Source organism: Rheinheimera aquimaris (genome assembly GCF_020531985.1).
Taxonomy (GTDB): domain Bacteria; phylum Pseudomonadota; class Gammaproteobacteria; order Enterobacterales; family Alteromonadaceae; genus Alishewanella; species Alishewanella aquimaris.
This window is the reverse complement of the sequence record NZ_JAJAVQ010000003.1, coordinates 459,817-474,740: the sequence shown is the minus strand read 5'-3', so window position 1 is coordinate 474,740 and position 14,924 is coordinate 459,817. Positions and strand designations below refer to the sequence as shown.

General features: G+C 51.9%; 16 protein-coding genes. 4 read left to right on the top strand and 12 right to left on the bottom strand.

Features of this window, described 5'->3' with window-relative positions:
* Positions 1-29 precede the first annotated feature (29 nt).
* On the top strand, positions 30-296 hold the full coding sequence (locus LHL18_RS11390; protein ID WP_226767179.1) for a hypothetical protein: 267 nt from the start codon (positions 30-32) through the stop codon (positions 294-296).
* Here the strand turns inward: LHL18_RS11390 and LHL18_RS11385 are convergent.
* Together LHL18_RS11385 and LHL18_RS11380 are read right to left on the bottom strand one after the other, a co-directional pair.
* Positions 274-1,317, bottom strand: coding sequence for a DUF5924 family protein (locus LHL18_RS11385; RefSeq protein ID WP_226767178.1), 1,044 nt, complete (start codon positions 1,315-1,317; stop codon positions 274-276). The two genes, LHL18_RS11390 and LHL18_RS11385, sit on opposite strands and share 23 nt — an antisense overlap.
* Before the next feature lie 115 nt (positions 1,318-1,432).
* Positions 1,433-3,373 carry a propionyl-CoA synthetase gene (locus LHL18_RS11380; RefSeq protein ID WP_226767332.1) on the bottom strand — a complete coding sequence of 647 codons (1,941 nt, stop codon included), beginning with the start codon at positions 3,371-3,373 and terminating at the stop codon, positions 1,433-1,435.
* A 176-nt stretch (positions 3,374-3,549) separates the two neighbouring features.
* Here LHL18_RS11380 and arfB point away from each other — a divergent pair, with 176 nt between their 5' ends.
* Positions 3,550-3,969 carry an alternative ribosome rescue aminoacyl-tRNA hydrolase ArfB gene (gene arfB, locus LHL18_RS11375; RefSeq protein WP_226767177.1) on the top strand — a complete coding sequence of 140 codons (420 nt, stop codon included), beginning with the start codon at positions 3,550-3,552 and terminating at the stop codon, positions 3,967-3,969.
* A 5-nt stretch (positions 3,970-3,974) separates the two neighbouring features.
* Here arfB and LHL18_RS11370 read toward each other — a convergent pair whose 3' ends face one another.
* The 9 genes from LHL18_RS11370 to ygfZ form a co-directional block, all read right to left on the bottom strand.
* Positions 3,975-4,907 carry a helix-turn-helix transcriptional regulator gene (locus LHL18_RS11370; RefSeq protein WP_226767176.1) on the bottom strand — a complete coding sequence of 311 codons (933 nt, stop codon included), beginning with the start codon at positions 4,905-4,907 and terminating at the stop codon, positions 3,975-3,977.
* The gene (locus LHL18_RS11365; RefSeq protein WP_134056673.1) at positions 4,904-5,236 is read right to left on the bottom strand and encodes a nuclear transport factor 2 family protein; all 333 of its coding nucleotides are present in this window, start codon (positions 5,234-5,236) and stop codon (positions 4,904-4,906) included. Before LHL18_RS11365 ends, LHL18_RS11370 begins: the two co-directional genes overlap by 4 nt.
* Before the next feature lie 143 nt (positions 5,237-5,379).
* Positions 5,380-6,759 (bottom strand): ATP-dependent RNA helicase DbpA, encoded by a 1,380-nt coding sequence (dbpA, locus tag LHL18_RS11360; protein WP_226767175.1) that lies wholly within the window; start codon positions 6,757-6,759, stop codon positions 5,380-5,382.
* A gap of 275 nt (positions 6,760-7,034) precedes the next feature.
* Entirely contained in the window at positions 7,035-8,351 is a 1,317-nt protein-coding gene (locus LHL18_RS11355; RefSeq protein WP_134056669.1) for an amidohydrolase, read from the bottom strand.
* A 96-nt stretch (positions 8,352-8,447) separates the two neighbouring features.
* On the bottom strand, positions 8,448-8,882 hold the full coding sequence (locus LHL18_RS11350) for a bactofilin family protein (RefSeq protein ID WP_226767174.1): 435 nt from the start codon (positions 8,880-8,882) through the stop codon (positions 8,448-8,450).
* On the bottom strand, positions 8,786-9,736 hold the full coding sequence (locus LHL18_RS11345) for a M23 family metallopeptidase (RefSeq protein WP_226767173.1): 951 nt from the start codon (positions 9,734-9,736) through the stop codon (positions 8,786-8,788). The genes LHL18_RS11350 and LHL18_RS11345 overlap by 97 nt, the downstream gene beginning before the upstream one ends.
* Positions 9,737-9,837: 101 nt before the next feature.
* Positions 9,838-10,851 (bottom strand): DUF2804 domain-containing protein, encoded by a 1,014-nt coding sequence (locus tag LHL18_RS11340; RefSeq protein WP_226767172.1) that lies wholly within the window; start codon positions 10,849-10,851, stop codon positions 9,838-9,840.
* A 45-nt stretch (positions 10,852-10,896) separates the two neighbouring features.
* Complete coding sequence (locus tag LHL18_RS11335) at positions 10,897-11,382, bottom strand: FKBP-type peptidyl-prolyl cis-trans isomerase (protein ID WP_134056661.1); 486 nt, start codon at positions 11,380-11,382, stop codon at positions 10,897-10,899.
* 10 nt (positions 11,383-11,392) lie between these two features.
* The gene (gene ygfZ, locus LHL18_RS11330) at positions 11,393-12,361 is read right to left on the bottom strand and encodes a tRNA-modifying protein YgfZ (protein ID WP_226767171.1); all 969 of its coding nucleotides are present in this window, start codon (positions 12,359-12,361) and stop codon (positions 11,393-11,395) included.
* 150 nt (positions 12,362-12,511) lie between these two features.
* Here ygfZ and LHL18_RS11325 point away from each other — a divergent pair, with 150 nt between their 5' ends.
* Both LHL18_RS11325 and LHL18_RS11320 read left to right on the top strand, forming a co-directional pair.
* A complete protein-coding gene (locus LHL18_RS11325; protein ID WP_226767170.1) occupies positions 12,512-12,763 on the top strand; it encodes an FAD assembly factor SdhE in 252 nt (83 codons plus the stop codon).
* Complete coding sequence (locus LHL18_RS11320; protein WP_226767169.1) at positions 12,750-13,196, top strand: protein YgfX; 447 nt, start codon at positions 12,750-12,752, stop codon at positions 13,194-13,196. Before LHL18_RS11325 ends, LHL18_RS11320 begins: the two co-directional genes overlap by 14 nt.
* On the opposite strand, the gene nadB is transcribed toward LHL18_RS11320, so the two are convergent.
* The gene (nadB, locus tag LHL18_RS11315) at positions 13,178-14,797 is read right to left on the bottom strand and encodes an L-aspartate oxidase (protein ID WP_226767168.1); all 1,620 of its coding nucleotides are present in this window, start codon (positions 14,795-14,797) and stop codon (positions 13,178-13,180) included. The two genes, LHL18_RS11320 and nadB, sit on opposite strands and share 19 nt — an antisense overlap.
* Positions 14,798-14,924: the final 127 nt, after the last annotated feature.

The following is a 14,924-nucleotide window of genomic DNA, read 5'->3' as shown; positions in this document are numbered from 1 at the left end:
AAAACTGCCATGACAAACGAAAGGAGACTATGAGGCGCATTATTTTAGCTTGTTTGCTGTTGCTGCCGACCACAGTGGTGGCACTACCGCAGTTTAGTCAGCAAGAATGCCAAAAACTAAATGCAGAGCGACGGGAGATCCGCCGGCAATTACGCCAGCCTTACACGCAGGAGCAAGGTAAGCAATTGCAGGCGCGTGAGCAGGAGTTGCTGCGGCTGTTAAAAGCCCATTGCCGCCAGCCGGTGAAAGCGCCGCCAGCGCCAGCCGCGGCTGTTATTGGTTTGGCGCGGGCGTGACAGTAAACCGGGTCAGGCCAATCAGTTGTTCGGATTCTGTCACCACTTTAACCTGCCAGTGGCCTTCTGCATTAGCCGGGAAATTCTGTTTATGGGTCCAGGCGCGGTAGCCTTGTTCCCGCCCGCCACTGATGTCCAGCAAGATACGATCAACCACTTTGCCGTTTTGTAGCCAGACATGGTAAATCTTTTCGTTTAACCCGCGCGGTGCTTTGACAGCGGTAAAACTAAACAGCCCCTGGCGGTGCAATGTTGCCGCATCCAGCTGTTTTATGCCGGGGCCGGGTTTACGTTGCTGGTAATCCACTTCGTGTGACAAGGCTACCGTGGTTAAGCGCAGTGCTGCAGGCGGCACATAGCTGCGTAACTGCCATAAACCAGCGCACAGTGCAGCCAGTAACAACATCGTTACCGGCATGCGCCACCAGTAGCCATTTGGCAGCAAGGTACCCAGGCTTGGGAAGCTCAGTACCACGGCGATGGCCATCGCGGTGGCTAAACTTTCACTGGTGGTCAGTTGCAGCAGTATTGGTAAAATCACCAGTAACACAACGAACAGCGAAAAAGCATGGAACACCACAAACAAGGTGCGCCGGGGTGCCAGCTTTTTGTAGTACAGCGGATCAATCAGCGAGATTAATGCGCACAGCATTATCAGTGCGGTGAAAACAGCCTGGCCGTGGTTCCAACTGGTGACGGCAAGAAAAAATGGCAAGGCAAAAAACAGACTTTCCTGATGCACCATTTGCAGTACAAACCGCACCAGCGTGGGGGATAATGTTATGCCAAAACGCTGCTCGATACGCTCCCGCAGCCAGTTATCCAGTAGCAGCCATAACCAGCTGAACAGCAGAAATAGTGCAATTAACTGTGCCAGTGATTCTTTGCGATCAACCAGCACATAACTGGCGATGCCGGAAGCAAACGCCAGCACTGCCATCAGGCCGGGGTAACGTTGCAGCTGCTCTGCCAGTTGCAGCAGCAGGTTTTTGGCGGAAATCTGTTTTTTCAGCAAAAGCATGATAAGGGCTGGGCCTTGTCCCACAGGATGTATATATGACGTCAGCTTATCAGAGCGGCGCAGCCATCACTATCGGTAATACCGATTTAGTGACAGCTGCAGCGGGCTGTAGCGTTTAGGGCGCGCTGATTAAGCCTCTTGCTGCCATTAGAGTGGCTATTTCCGGCAGGCTGGCCGGGTCATCTATTGTGGATGGCACACTGTACTTGCTGCCATCGGCTATCTGCCGCAATAACTTGCGCAGAATTTTACCCGAGCGGGTTTTAGGTAGCCGCTGCACAATAATGGCTTGTTTAAAGCAAGCCAGGGCACCTATTTCCTGCCGCACCATTGCCACCAGCTCTGCCTGCAATATGGTTTCATCCACCTCAACGCCGTTTTTAATCAGTACCAGTGCCAGCGGCTGCTGGCCTTTTACCGGTTCGGGAATACCGATCACGCAGCACTCGGCAATGGCCGGGTGGCCGGCAACAATTTGCTCCATCTCACCGGTTGATAAGCGATGGCCGGCAACGTTTATCACGTCATCGGTGCGGCCCATCACAAACAGATAACCGTCTTCATCGATATAACCGCCATCGCCGCTGGCATAGTAGCCACTGAAGCTACGCAGGTAACCATCAACAAAGCGTTCATCGTTGCCCCAGATAGTGGTTAAGCAGCCAGGCGGCAAGGGCAGTTTCAGCGCAATATAACCCTGCTCATTGGGCCGCAGTATTTTGCCGCTTTCATTGAGGATCTGCACATTAAAACCGGGTACCGGCATGCAGGATGAGCCCGGCTTGGCACTGAATTGGGTTAAACCGGTCGGGTTAGCCGCAATGGGCCAGCCGGTTTCGGTTTGCCACCAGTGGTCAATCACCGGTTTATGCAGTTTTTCGACTACCCATTGATACGTCGCCGGGTCCAGCCGTTCGCCGGCCATAAAAATGCTGCGCAGCTGCGATAAATCGTAGTGTTGTAATGCCGCGTGCGGATCTTCTTTACGGATAGCCCGAAACGCGGTCGGCGCGGCAAACAAAATATTGACGCCGTATTCAGCGCATACGCGCCAGAATGCGCCGGCATCCGGCGTAAATACCGGTTTGCCTTCATATAAAATGCTGGTGCAGCCAGCGATCAACGGGCCGTATACGATGTAAGAATGGCCGACGACCCAGCCTACATCAGAGGCTGCCCAGAATACATCACCGGCTTTGGCGTTATACACCGCCTGCATACTGTAATTGAGGGCTACGGCGTGGCCGCCGTTGTCGCGCACTACTCCTTTGGGTTTGCCTGTGGTGCCCGATGTGTACAGAATGTATAGCGGATCGGTGGCTTTAACCGGCACGCAAGCGGCTGACTCCGCTTTGGCTACGGCTTGTTGCCAGTCCAGATCGCGGCCGGTTTGCATGTCGGCCTGCAGTTGCGGCCGCTGGTAAATAACGCAGTAATCCGGTTTGTGTGTCGCTTTGCTTATCGCATCATCCAGCAAGGGCTTGTAAGCAATTAACTTGTTCACCTCAATACCGCAGGACGCGCTGACCACCACTTTGGGCTGGGCGTCGTCAATGCGCAGCGCCAGTTCATGTGCGGAAAAACCACCAAATACGACTGAATGCACGGCACCTAAGCGGGCAACGGCCAACATGGCGATCGCAGCTTGTGGGATCATCGGCATGTAAATCACCACCCGGTCGCCCTTTTGTACGCCAAGAGCTTTCAGTACACCTGCAAACTGGGCTACGGCATCACGTAGCTCACGGTAACTGAAGCGCTGCTTATCGCCCGTTACCGGGGAATCATAAATCAGTGCGGCCTGTTCGCCGCGGCCTTGCTCAATGTGGTGATCCAGTGCCAGATAAGCAGTATTCAAAACGCCGTCGCTGAACCACTGGTAATGATCTTCATCTTGCTGTGTTAATACGGCATTGGGTGTTTTATACCAGCTAAGTGCAGCTGCCTGCTGCTGCCAGAACGCTTCTGGTGTCGTGCTGGCTTGCTGGTAGTGTTGCTGATAAAGGCTGTTAGATTTATCTGCCATAATTGCATCCTCGCGTCGATAACGGTAAATGGCTTTTGCCTTACTGTAGCTAAAAAGCAGTGTTAACGAACTTAGACTTAAGGTGCATAGACTTTAGGCGTATATCACGGCTTGCATGCGACGATAAGCAGCTGTGGGCTTCTAACCTTGTAACACGGCTAGGGTTATGGTCTGATCGCATTACGCTGAATTAACAAAGGCCACTGATGGCAATTCAAATCTCAAATGTGGTGGTATTGAACGACACTGAACTGGAGTGGCAGTTTATCCGCTCCAGTGGGGCGGGCGGGCAGCATGTGAATAAAGTCTCTACTGCCGCGCAGCTGATCTTTGATATTAATGCGTCCAGTTTGCCGGCGTTTTATAAAGAGCGGTTGCTGGCAAAAGCCGACCACCGTATTACGCAAAGTGGCAAGATTATTATCAAGTGCCAGCAAAGCCGCAGCCAGGAAATGAACCGTGAACAGGCCTTAGCGCAGTTTATTGAACTGGTGCAGTCTGCGGCAAAGGTGGCAAAAAAGCGTGTTGCCACTAAAGCCACTTACGGCAGTCAGCAGCGCAGGCTGGAAAAGAAAAAACAGCGCGGTGCTACCAAGGCGCTGCGTCAACAGAAGCCGGATAGCTAGAGCCGTTAACCAGCCGGATATCGTGCCAGTATTGCCTGGCTTTGCTGGCGCATCTCATCAATTAATTCTGCTGGTGCCAGCACGGTAGCATTGTCACCCAGGCTAAGCAGCCAACTGGCCAGGCTGCGCCAGTCGCTGCAGTTAAGTGTAAGTTGCACGGTATCGGCCTGATAAATTTCGCCACTGACACCTTGCCACCATTCACGTTTTGCCCGGTCTGCGGCTGCCGGTGTAAAGCTGATGGTGGCTTGTAAAGGCGCATCGGGCATACTCTGGCGGATAAAATCGCGGGCATTAAAACTCTCGCGGCTTGCCACACTATCTGGCAGCAATTTCAGCTGGCTGATGCGGTCGGTACGAAAATCCCGGTAGGCGCTGCGAAGCCGGCACCAGGCGATAAAATGCCAGCGGCCAAGATAATAGATTAACCCGGCGGGTTCGGCCAGGCGTTCGCTCTGGCTTAAATCGGCCTTTTGATAACAAAACTGTACCAGCTGGCGCCTGGCAATCGCTTGTTGCAGTAAGCTCAGATCGGCCTGCATCGGTGGGGCACTGGTGGGTGTTGCCATCGCATCGGCTAAATGCTCTAACCGGCTTTTACTTTCGCCCGGCAGCACGGCTTTAACCTTGTCGAGCGCGCTCTGCATCAGTTGCAGATAGCTTTGGCTGGTCATACGCTGTGCCAGCATCAGGCCGGTGCTTAGTGCCATTGCTTCCTGTTCGGAGAAATTGACCGGCGGCAGCAAGTAGCCTTTCATCAACCGATAGCCTAAGCCCGCTTCTGCCATTACCGGTACGCCAGCCTCCGCTATCGCGGCCAGATCGCGGTATATAGTGCGGACGCTTAAACCAAAATGGTCGGCCATCATCTCAGCGGTACAATAGCGGCGGCTTTGCAGATACAAAATAATGGCTAGCAGCCGGTCTACCCGGTTCACCTGATGTTGCTCCTGGTCTGCACGATTAATCGGCTTATTTTGCCATCTTGCAGCGCAAATACATACTGGCAATCATCGGCGTCATTTGCCGCTTTGCGCCAGCGGGTTTGCAGATAAAACTCGCCAAAATGGCGCCGCACGGCAGTAATTTCCAGGGTGTGGTCAGCAGGCTGCAGCTGTTGCCAGCGGCAAATTGCAGCATGCCCTACCCATATTTGATCCTGCGCCAGTACGACGGCTTCGGGGTCGAAAAACGACACTATGGCTGCGGTATCGTGGCGGTTATGTGCCTGAATAAATTGTGCGATGGCAGGTTCCAACTGGTGCATGATGCTGTCCTCCGAACGTTGACAACATCATTGTGAAACGTGCTACTGACAACCCTATGTCAGTAGCACAGTAAATTTTTGCTTATTTATCAGTACCGGTTCCGGCATCAATGTCAGGCTGGCAGATACGCTGTTGTCGCAGTTTACAGCATTCTGGCGCGGATACTTTTGCCTTTAATCTTGCCCTGTTGCAGCAGTTGCAGCGCCAGTTTCACTTTACTGCGCTTTACCGCCACAAAGCTCCAGATATCGTGCAGCTGAATTTTGCCGAGGTCGTCGTTGGTTAGCTGCTTGCTGGCGGTTAAAGCGCCGACGATGTCACCGGCGCGGATCTTATGCTTTTTGCCACCATCAAGCTGCAGGGTGGCCAGGGTTGGTTTGGCTGGTGTCAGTGCCGCGTTGGCCGGCGGTAGTGGCTTTGGCGTAATCGCTACACCAAGGCCATCTTCCAGTGTCACTAACTTACCGGCATCGCTGGCAGTAAATATGCTCAAGGCAATACCACTCTGGCCAGCGCGACCGGTGCGGCCAATACGGTGAGTATGGGTATCGGCATCGTGTGCCAGCTGATAGTTAAATACCGCATCTACGCTGCTGATATCCAGGCCCCGTGCGGCCACATCAGTGGCTACCAGGATACAGGCACTGCCGTTGGCAAATTGTACTAAGGTTTGGTCGCGATCTTTTTGCTCCATATCGCCATGCAGTGCCAGTACGCTAAAACCAAAAGCGTGCAGGGCATCAGCAACATCCTGCGTTTCGCGTTTGGTATTACAAAATACCATGCTGCTCTGGCCCTGATAATTAAGCAGTAACTGGTGCAGTGCATCTAAGCGCGTATTGTTGTCTGTCACCTGGAAAAACAGCTGCTCAATACTGCTTGTATTATGCTGCTGCTCTACCGTGATTTGAACCGGTGCAGTAAGTAAACGCTCACTGAGTTTGGCGATAGCATCCGGGTAAGTTGCGCTGAACAACAAGGTTTGTCGCTGGGCCGGTGCTTTGGCGATTACAGCATCAAGATCGGCACTAAAGCCCATTTCCAGCATGCGGTCTGCTTCATCCAGCACCAGTGTGGTTAAATCAACCAGGCTTAAACGGCCTTTTTCCAGATGATCAATGACCCGTCCCGGTGTGCCGACAATAATGTGGGCGCCGTGTTCTAACGATCCTATTTGCGGGCCAATCGGTACACCGCCACACAGCGTAAGAATTTTAATATTGTGAATACTGCGCGCCAGTTTGCGTAGCTCCGCCGCCACCTGATCGGCCAGTTCCCGGGTAGGGCATAACACCAGACTTTGTACACGAAAGTATTTCACATCCAGCTTAGCCAGCAAACCAAGGCCAAAGGCGGCGGTTTTACCTGAACCGGTTTTAGCACGGGCGATAACGTCTTTACCTGCCAGGATTTCTGGCAAGGCCTGGGCCTGAATATCGGTCATGCTGCTGTAACCAAGGTCGGCCAGATTGCCCAGCAATGCTGCAGGTAAGGCGAGGGTAGAAAATGCTGTGTTGCTCATTGGCGCTCCGCAAAATTGAATACTGCGGGCCTAAGCCTGCAAAAGGGGCGGCATTGTAGCAGAATGCTGTGGCTTTGCATCTTTCACTGCTGAAAAAAACAGCTACTGTTTATCTACGGTAGTCAGACAGTTCCGCCGAATCGGTATACCTGCACCAACACGCCGTAAACCCATCCCTGGGGGCTCCTCTCAGCCCGTCCGGGGCTGAGACGGTTGGTTTAGGGTATACCGATTCTGCTTAATTGCTGCCTGGTGGTATCCTTACAAGGAATGATTTACTGCTTCGGCATTAAATCCAGCAATGCGATTACTGTTGCCTCGACACCTTTGGTTACTGCAGGTTCGGGGCTGATTTTAAACAACGGGCTGTGATGGCTGGGTACAGCCGGGCCGCCAGCTTTCTCGGCAGCGAAGTCAGCCGCTGGCGTGCCGCCTACCGCAAAGTAAGTGCTGGGGATATACGGCTCAGTGGTAAAAAACGGGAAGTCCTCAGCACCCATACCTAAGCGCTTATAGTTTTCGTCAAATACCGGTTGGCCCATACTGGCCGTCCAGGCCTTTTTCAGCCGTTTGGTCAGTGGAATATCGTTTACTGTTGGTGGAGTGGGTTCATCGCTGATACGCACTTCCGGCAGTTTATCTTCCGGTAAGCCCGCTGCCCGGCCCATGTTCTCGGCAACCCGTTTAATCGCCGCCATTAAATACTCGCGGGTTTCCCAGTTGTCGTTACGCACCGTCAGCTGCAGATGCGCTTTATCAGAGATAATGTTGTGCTTGGTGCCACTGTGAAAAGCGCCAACGGTAATAAGCGCTGGTTCTTTCGGGGCAATTTCGCGGCTGACGATAGTTTGCAGCGCCAGTACGATTTGTGAACCTAACACTATGGGGTCTTTACCGCGGTGTGGGCTGGCGCCATGCGCACCAACACCATGAATAATAATATCGACGCTGTCTACGCCCGAATACGGCGATCCCTCTACCGCCACAATCTTACCGGCTTCGATTTCCGACGATACATGAAAGGCCAGCGCATAATCGGGCTGACCAAAGCGGCCCCAGATATTATCTTCCATCATGCCTTTAGCGCCGCCAACCCGTTCTTCCGCCGGCTGGCCGACCAGCATCAGCGTGCCGGACCATTTGTCTTTCATCGCTGCCATCCGCCGCGCAGTGCCAACCAGGCTGGTGATGTGTACATCATGGCCACAGGCATGCATGACATGCACTTCATTACCGTCCCAGTCGGTCTGTTTGGCTTTAGATGCATAGGGCAAGCCGGACTTTTCTTCCACCGGTAAGCCATCCATGTCTGCCCGCATCATCACCAAAGGCCCCGGGCCGTTTTTCAGCATAGCGACCACGCCGGTTTTACCGACGCCTTCGGTTACCTCAAACCCTGCCGCACGCAGCTCTTTGGCGAGGCGTTTTGCCGTTTGGGTTTCCATGTGAGAAAGTTCAGGATGTTGGTGGAAGTGGGTAAACAGTGCGCCGAGATGCTGCTGATAATCTTGCTGGATCTGATCAGACAAAGGCGTCGCAGCCGCAGACAGACTGCCCAAAGTGAGTAAAGTGGCGAGAAGCGTTTTTTTCATTGTTATTGTGCCCAAAGGTTTAAACATTCTGTTTAACCTACCGCTGGCGTTTAAAAAACGCCAGCCTTTGCGACCAACAGCAATAGTGCCGCGTTGTTAACCTTTTTCGGCTTTATTTTCCAGTGACGGGTTGGTTTTAGTGTCAGCCTCGTTTTTGGGCAGACTGATAACCTGATCAGACGAGGTTGGCAGCGTTTTACCCAAGAAGCTGCCGCCACGCTCAATACTTAAGTCATCGCAGTGAATCACACCGTGCGCTTTACCCTGCGGCAGTATTTCAACGCTGTTGGCGTAGCATTCACCATCGAACAAACCATTGATAATAACTTTATCTGCAGTGACTTCACCTTTTATCCGGCCTGAAGCACTGATGATCAACGAGCGGTCACAGACAATTTTGCCTTCAATGTAACCATCAACCTGTATGTCGCCGCTTAGTCTGACGTTGCCGTTAACTGAACATCCTTGTGCGATGACAGTTGCAACTGTGTGCTTGCCTTCGTTTCCAGCATGCTTACCAAAGAATCCCATTTAATGCTCCTTTCCTTCTCAAACACCAGATCAAAGTTAGAAGAATCCCAATCCATAAAGCTTTGCGGATTCAACGCCCGATCAAGGAAATGTACTTCATAATGTAAATGTGGTGCGGTAGATAAGCCGGTATTACCTGACGTTGCTATCAGCTCGCCTTTGTGAACAAAGTAGCCACTTTTCACTTTAAAGCTATCAAGGTGGGCATACAGCGTAGAGAAACCAAAGGCATGGCGGATTCTCAGTAAATTACCGTAGCCCTGTTTACTGCTGCGTATTACTTCAACTACGCCATCAGCCGGTGCATAAATAGGGGTACCGCGGCTGGCCGACAAATCAATACCTTTGTGGTGTTGTTGCTTACCGACAATCGGGTGCTGACGCAAACCGAAGCGCGAAGAGCGGCGATTAAACTCCAGCGGTGAACCATTTGGCACCAATTGCAAGATAGTATGGCGAGCGGATGAGTTGATACTGGCGGTATCAAGCCGGTTTTCCAAATTTTGCGGATATTGCTGTTCCAGCCCTAACGCGAGTTCGATTTCGCCAACGCGGTTGATTACCTGTAGCATTTCATCCTGCTTCAGGTTCAATTCTTGCTCCAGCTGCTGTTTGCTGTCTTGCAGAGCACTGATTTCATCCCGTAGCGTACTGGCCTGAGCTGATAAATGCGCGCGCTGCGCCTGGCTCTGGTCGACTGAGCGCATCAGGTATTCAATGACGGCGGCGGTAATCAGCAAGCCAAACAGCAACATCCACATTGCAATAATTGCGTTACGTTTAAATAACTTACTGACATTAAAATGGCGGGTACCATTGATTGTCGAAACAGAAATGATAATACGATCTTTCATTCGGGCCGGACTTCGCTCAATGGTAGTTGACTGCACAAGGGGCTAAAAATATGTGGCTTTGCAGCCGGTGTCAAGAATTTACTGCCATTGCTAACAGGCTGTTACCAACGGGCAAAATGGTCTTCAGCCAGGCCGGGTATTTGATCTAATTTAAGTTTTTTGCCGCTGTTTAGCAGTATTTCACCGGAAAATTCGCCGCAATACTGGCGAAAATTGCTGGCTAACAAGCCCAGATTTAACCGTTCCTGCCGGCATTGCTGCGGAAAGAATTGCAGGTTAATTCTGTTATCGGCACTACCGAATTGCCAGGGCTGTGTGCCGTGCTGCCGGTTAAGGGCAATATTGACCGATCCCAGCAGCTGTTTTTCGCCATTCAGCCACAGGCAGTTTTCCGTCGTGCCGGTTTCATTTACACCACAGGCCAGATTGAGACCGAATGCCCCCTCTGGTAGCAGCGCACTGATGCTACCCCAGCGCCAGGTGGTTTCACGGCGCATATAACCGGCAGAGAAGTCATAACCTGCCAGTGCCCGGCTTAGATCCAAAGGCTTGCCACGATATTGTAGTGAACCGGTAACTTTTAGCGCATTGTGTTTTTGGGTGTAGGTCCAGCCGTTATAGCCGGTTGCAGTGCATAAAGCTAAAGGTTGTGGTGCAGGGCCAGCCTGAAGCGTTAGCTCGCCATTTAGCCGCTCGCCTTTCAGTTTAAGCTGCCAGTCGTATCCTGCCGGTGTAATGCAGATCTGTTGTTTGCCTTTTATCGACGCGGTACCTGCGGTAGGGGAGTGGCTCATCTGTACACCGACGCTAAGGGGTCTTAGCAGGCTAATTTGATCCAACTGCTGCTGGTTGCGGTCGTGAAAATAGCAAAACGCATTAGCCGCATAGCGGATGTCAGCTATGGCGATACCTATTTGCCAGTCACTATGGCAGATACTGATAAACTGAAACTGTTTGTAGTGAAAATAGCGCGCCAGTGCGGAGGTGGGTTTGTCCATCACTGTGCGGTAAGCAAAATCTGCCAGCCCAAGCTCAGTGACAGGTGTGTCAAAATGGCCAAGCTTTGGCAGGCCACTGCTATCAATCAGCTTATTGTCGGGTAACAGAGTTAGCATCCGGTGTTAAAGGCAGGCAAGCTGTTTCGCCCGCCTGCACTTTACTTAGTGGCCTGCGTGGCCGTCTAAACCATGCACATGGCCATGGTCCAGCTCTTCGTCGGTGGCATCGCGTACCATCACCACTTCAACGTCAAAGCTCAGGTCAATGCCTGACAACGGGTGATTACCATCAACCACCACTTCATCTTCAGTGACTTCCAGCACGATAACAGATTGTTCGCGGCCGTCCGGACCAGCAGCACGAAAACGCATACCAACTGCGACGTCCATACCTTCAAACATCGATTTAGGTACCGCCTGCGTCAGTGCGTCGTGACGTTCGCCGTACGCATCGGCAGCGGGAATGTCCGCTTTAAATTTATCACCTGCAGCTTTACCGGCTAATGCTTGTTCTAAGCCCGGAATAAGTGAACCGTGGCCAAACAGAAAGACTAAAGGCTCGCCACCGGCCGAAGTATCCAGCTCGTTACCCTGAGGGTCGGTAACGGTATAGTGCATGGCGACAACTTTGTCCTGAGAAATGGTCATGAAAACCTCTTTAATTGATTGAATAGGGTAACGGCACAAAGCGCAGTGCCGTGGCACTTTCGCTGCTTAGCCGTAATGGATCTGCCGGTGTTATGTCGTTTGGTAACACTGCAATTAACCATAGTGTGTTGTTAATATTTGCAGCATTGACAACCTGGCCGCTCCGGCGCCAGTTATCACCCAGTTGTAATTCTATATCAGTGCCCGCAGCGGGCAATTCAGTTGTGTCTGCCTGTAAAATATAGGCCGCTCTTTTATTGCCGCCACGATACTTCAGCCGGGCGACCGTTTCTTGCCCAATATAGCAGCCTTTAGTAAAGCTGATGGCATTGAGTGCCTGTAAGTTAAGCATTTGAGGCACCAGGGCGCCAATTAATTCCTGTTCCAGATAACTGAAACCATGCTGTATATGCTGGGCCAGCCAGACGTTGGGCGCAGCAAAGGGCAAGGATGTTGTCATCAGTGTTTTAGCATCGTTAAGTGGCATTAACAGCAGAAAATGATGCTGTGCCAGTGCCATCAGCAAAGCCCCCTGATGCCGGCTCAGGCCACCGGGTTGTGGCAGTGAAAAACCAAGCTTGCTAACCAGTGAGTTTGCATCCCCGCCACCAATACCGAATACGGCATAGTGCTGCTGGCCGGCTTCGAAACTGACTTTGGAGAACACGCCAAATTTTTTCCACTGAGTTGCTGAGGCGTTCAGCTCATCGCGAAACGCGACGGTAACTAATTGCTCGCCGATACTGGCCAGATAAAACTGTGACCACATTTTGCCTTTGGCATCGCAATGCGCGCCGTGCAGGAAGTTATCATCAGTTAAGCTGTCCAGATCGCAGGTCGTTTGCCCCTGCAGGTATTTGCGGTTATCGGCGCCTGATATAAGCAGACTGTCAAAAGCAGGCAAAGGGGCAATAAAAGCGCCTGTTACTGTGCTGGATAAGGATGCGTACTGTTCAGCAGTTAACCAGGATGTATGCATAAAAGTGTTTACTCGGTAAAGTGTCGCCAGTTTATAAGGCTATGATTGGGCGAATGTACTAAAAGCTCAACCCCGTTTGCTAATTTTTGTTAGAATCTGCAACAAAACCGTCAGGCCTGACAAAGCAGGTTGTTGTTTACAAGGATTAATATGGCAGAGTTAATGACCAAACCACGGCTGCGCTGGGCGTGCCGGCGCGGTATGCTGGAGCTGGATGTATTGCTGGCGCCTTTTGTTGAGCAGGGTTATGACGCCCTGACGCAGCAACAAAAGCAGGATTTTGAGCGCTTGCTGGCCTGTGACGACCCGGATTTATTCGCCTGGTTTATGGGGCATGCGAAGTCGTCCGATCCGGCATTACAGGCGCTGGTACAGCTGATCCTGGATCGTGTCCGCGTTTAATATCCGTTTAAAACCGTCGGTCTGGGCTCAGGCCGGTATGGGTTTGTTGGCGCTAATGCCGCCACTGGTGCTGGCTGTTTCGCCAGTTACCGGACAATGGTTGTTTCTGCTGGTGTTGCTGGCATTTATTTACTACTGGCAGTGGTACAGTCACTTTACACAATTACGTCAGAGCCAGCAGCTGACGTTGACTGACAGTGGTCAATTACATTGGTTTGGCCCGCACAAGCGTTCTGGCCAACTGATTGCCGGTGGGCTGGTGGCGCAGTATTTTGTCAGATTGAACTGGTGCGATAGCGCTGGTAAGCGCCGGCACAGCTGGGTGTTTGCTGATCAATGTGACGAACTGCAGTATCGTACATTGGCCCGCCTGGTAAACCAGAGCAACTGGTCGGCAGGCGGGCCGGATACCCGTTATTCAGATAATACGTAATTGCCGGGTTTGAGCATTGTGGGTGAGCTATCTTGCAGCAGCGCCGGGTAATCGAGGTTGTAATGTAAGCCACGGCTTTCGCGGCGCTGCATAGCACAGCGGATAATCAGTTCAGCGACCTGCACCAGATTACGTAGCTCCAGTAAATTATGGCTGACACGAAAGTGGCTGTAATATTCCTGAATTTCCCTCTGCAGTAATTCTACCCGGTGTAACGCCCGCTCCAACCGTTTGTTGGTGCGCACTATGCCAACGTAATCCCACATAAATAACCGTAACTCATGCCAGTTATGGGTGATCACGACTTCTTCATCTGAGTCACTGACACGGCTGTCATCCCAGGACGGCAAATCTGGCAGGCTGCTGGTTGCGTCCAGTTGTGCCAGGATATGTTTGGCCGCAGCCTGTGCAAACACGACACATTCCAGCAATGAGTTACTGGCCATGCGGTTGGCGCCGTGTAAACCGGTATAAGCCACTTCACCTATGGCGTATAAGTTATCAATGTCAGTCTGGCCGTTTAAATTAGTCACTACACCGCCGCAGGTATAGTGTGCAGCGGGCACTACTGGTATCGGCTGTTTAGTGATATCAATACCGACACTTAAGCATTTGGCATAAATGGTTGGGAAATGCTCGAGAATAAAATCTTTAGCTTTGTGGCTGATATCCAGATACACGCAGTTTGCGCCAAGCCGCTTCATTTCATAGTCAATGGCCCGGGCCACGATATCACGCGGTGCCAGCTCAGCTCTTTCATCGAAATCTGGCATAAAGCGGCTGCCATCCGGCCGTTTTAAATAGGCACCTTCGCCGCGCATTGCTTCGGTAATAAGAAAATTAGGCGCGTCCGGATGATACAGGCTGGTGGGGTGGAACTGGTTAAATTCCATATTCGCTACCCGGCACCCTGCACGCCATGCCATCGCAATACCATCGCCACTGGCCACGTCAGGGTTACTGGTATAAAGGTACACTTTACTGGCTCCGCCTGTTGCCAGCGCAATAAAGCGGGCTTTTACCAGCTCAACCTTAGCGGCGGTTTTATTCCAGACATAAGCGCCATAGCAACGTTTCGGATCCTTGCCAATCTTGCGGCCATTAATCAAATCTATTGCATTGTAGTTTTCTAACAGGCGGATATTCGGGTGGGCTTTAACTTTATCTACCAGTGTGATCTGCACCGCCTGACCGGTGGCATCAGCGGCGTGCAAAATACGGCGGTGGCTGTGGCCACCTTCACGGGTTAAATGGTACTTCAGACTGCCGTCTTCATCTTTATACTGGTCAAATGGCACGCCTTGGGCAATCAGCCATTCCATCGCGGTTTTAGCATTGCCGGCGGTAAACTGCACAGCCGCTTCTTCACACAAACCCGCACCTGCGATTAATGTATCATTCACGTGTGACGCTATACTATCGTTCTCGTCAAAAACGGCAGCAATACCGCCCTGAGCATACAGTGTAGAGCCTTCGCGTAGTGGGCCCTTGCTCAGTACCAGCACGTTGGCGTTGTCGGCCAGTTGCAGCGCCAGCGACAACCCCGCTGCACCACTGCCAATAATTAAAACGTCACAAAGATATTCTTTTGCTTGCGTCATGCGATACACTTGCCATCAGTCAATGTCGGGCTATTGTAGCTTTTTTGCCATAATTAACAGAACTATTTCTGCGGCGTACAGTCATACCAGCAAGCTAGACCAGCGCCAGTTAGCACAACGAACAAGT

Excerpts from the sequence above, each read along its gene's own strand:
- LHL18_RS11390 (WP_226767179.1), top strand. The coding sequence starts at position 30 with ATGAGGCGCATTATTTTAGCTTGTTTGCTGTTGCTGCCGACCACAGTG.
- LHL18_RS11385 (WP_226767178.1), bottom strand. The coding sequence starts at position 1,317 with ATGCTTTTGCTGAAAAAACAGATTTCCGCCAAAAACCTGCTGCTGCAA.
- arfB (WP_226767177.1), top strand. The coding sequence starts at position 3,550 with ATGGCAATTCAAATCTCAAATGTGGTGGTATTGAACGACACTGAACTG.
- LHL18_RS11365 (WP_134056673.1), bottom strand. The coding sequence starts at position 5,236 with ATGCACCAGTTGGAACCTGCCATCGCACAATTTATTCAGGCACATAAC.
- dbpA (WP_226767175.1), bottom strand. The coding sequence starts at position 6,759 with ATGAGCAACACAGCATTTTCTACCCTCGCCTTACCTGCAGCATTGCTG.
- LHL18_RS11355 (WP_134056669.1), bottom strand. The coding sequence starts at position 8,351 with ATGAAAAAAACGCTTCTCGCCACTTTACTCACTTTGGGCAGTCTGTCT.
- LHL18_RS11350 (WP_226767174.1), bottom strand. The coding sequence starts at position 8,882 with ATGGGATTCTTTGGTAAGCATGCTGGAAACGAAGGCAAGCACACAGTT.
- LHL18_RS11345 (WP_226767173.1), bottom strand. The coding sequence starts at position 9,736 with ATGAAAGATCGTATTATCATTTCTGTTTCGACAATCAATGGTACCCGC.
- LHL18_RS11340 (WP_226767172.1), bottom strand. The coding sequence starts at position 10,851 with ATGCTAACTCTGTTACCCGACAATAAGCTGATTGATAGCAGTGGCCTG.
- LHL18_RS11335 (WP_134056661.1), bottom strand. The coding sequence starts at position 11,382 with ATGACCATTTCTCAGGACAAAGTTGTCGCCATGCACTATACCGTTACC.
- ygfZ (WP_226767171.1), bottom strand. The coding sequence starts at position 12,361 with ATGCATACATCCTGGTTAACTGCTGAACAGTACGCATCCTTATCCAGC.
- LHL18_RS11325 (WP_226767170.1), top strand. The coding sequence starts at position 12,512 with ATGGCAGAGTTAATGACCAAACCACGGCTGCGCTGGGCGTGCCGGCGC.
- nadB (WP_226767168.1), bottom strand. The coding sequence starts at position 14,797 with ATGACGCAAGCAAAAGAATATCTTTGTGACGTTTTAATTATTGGCAGT.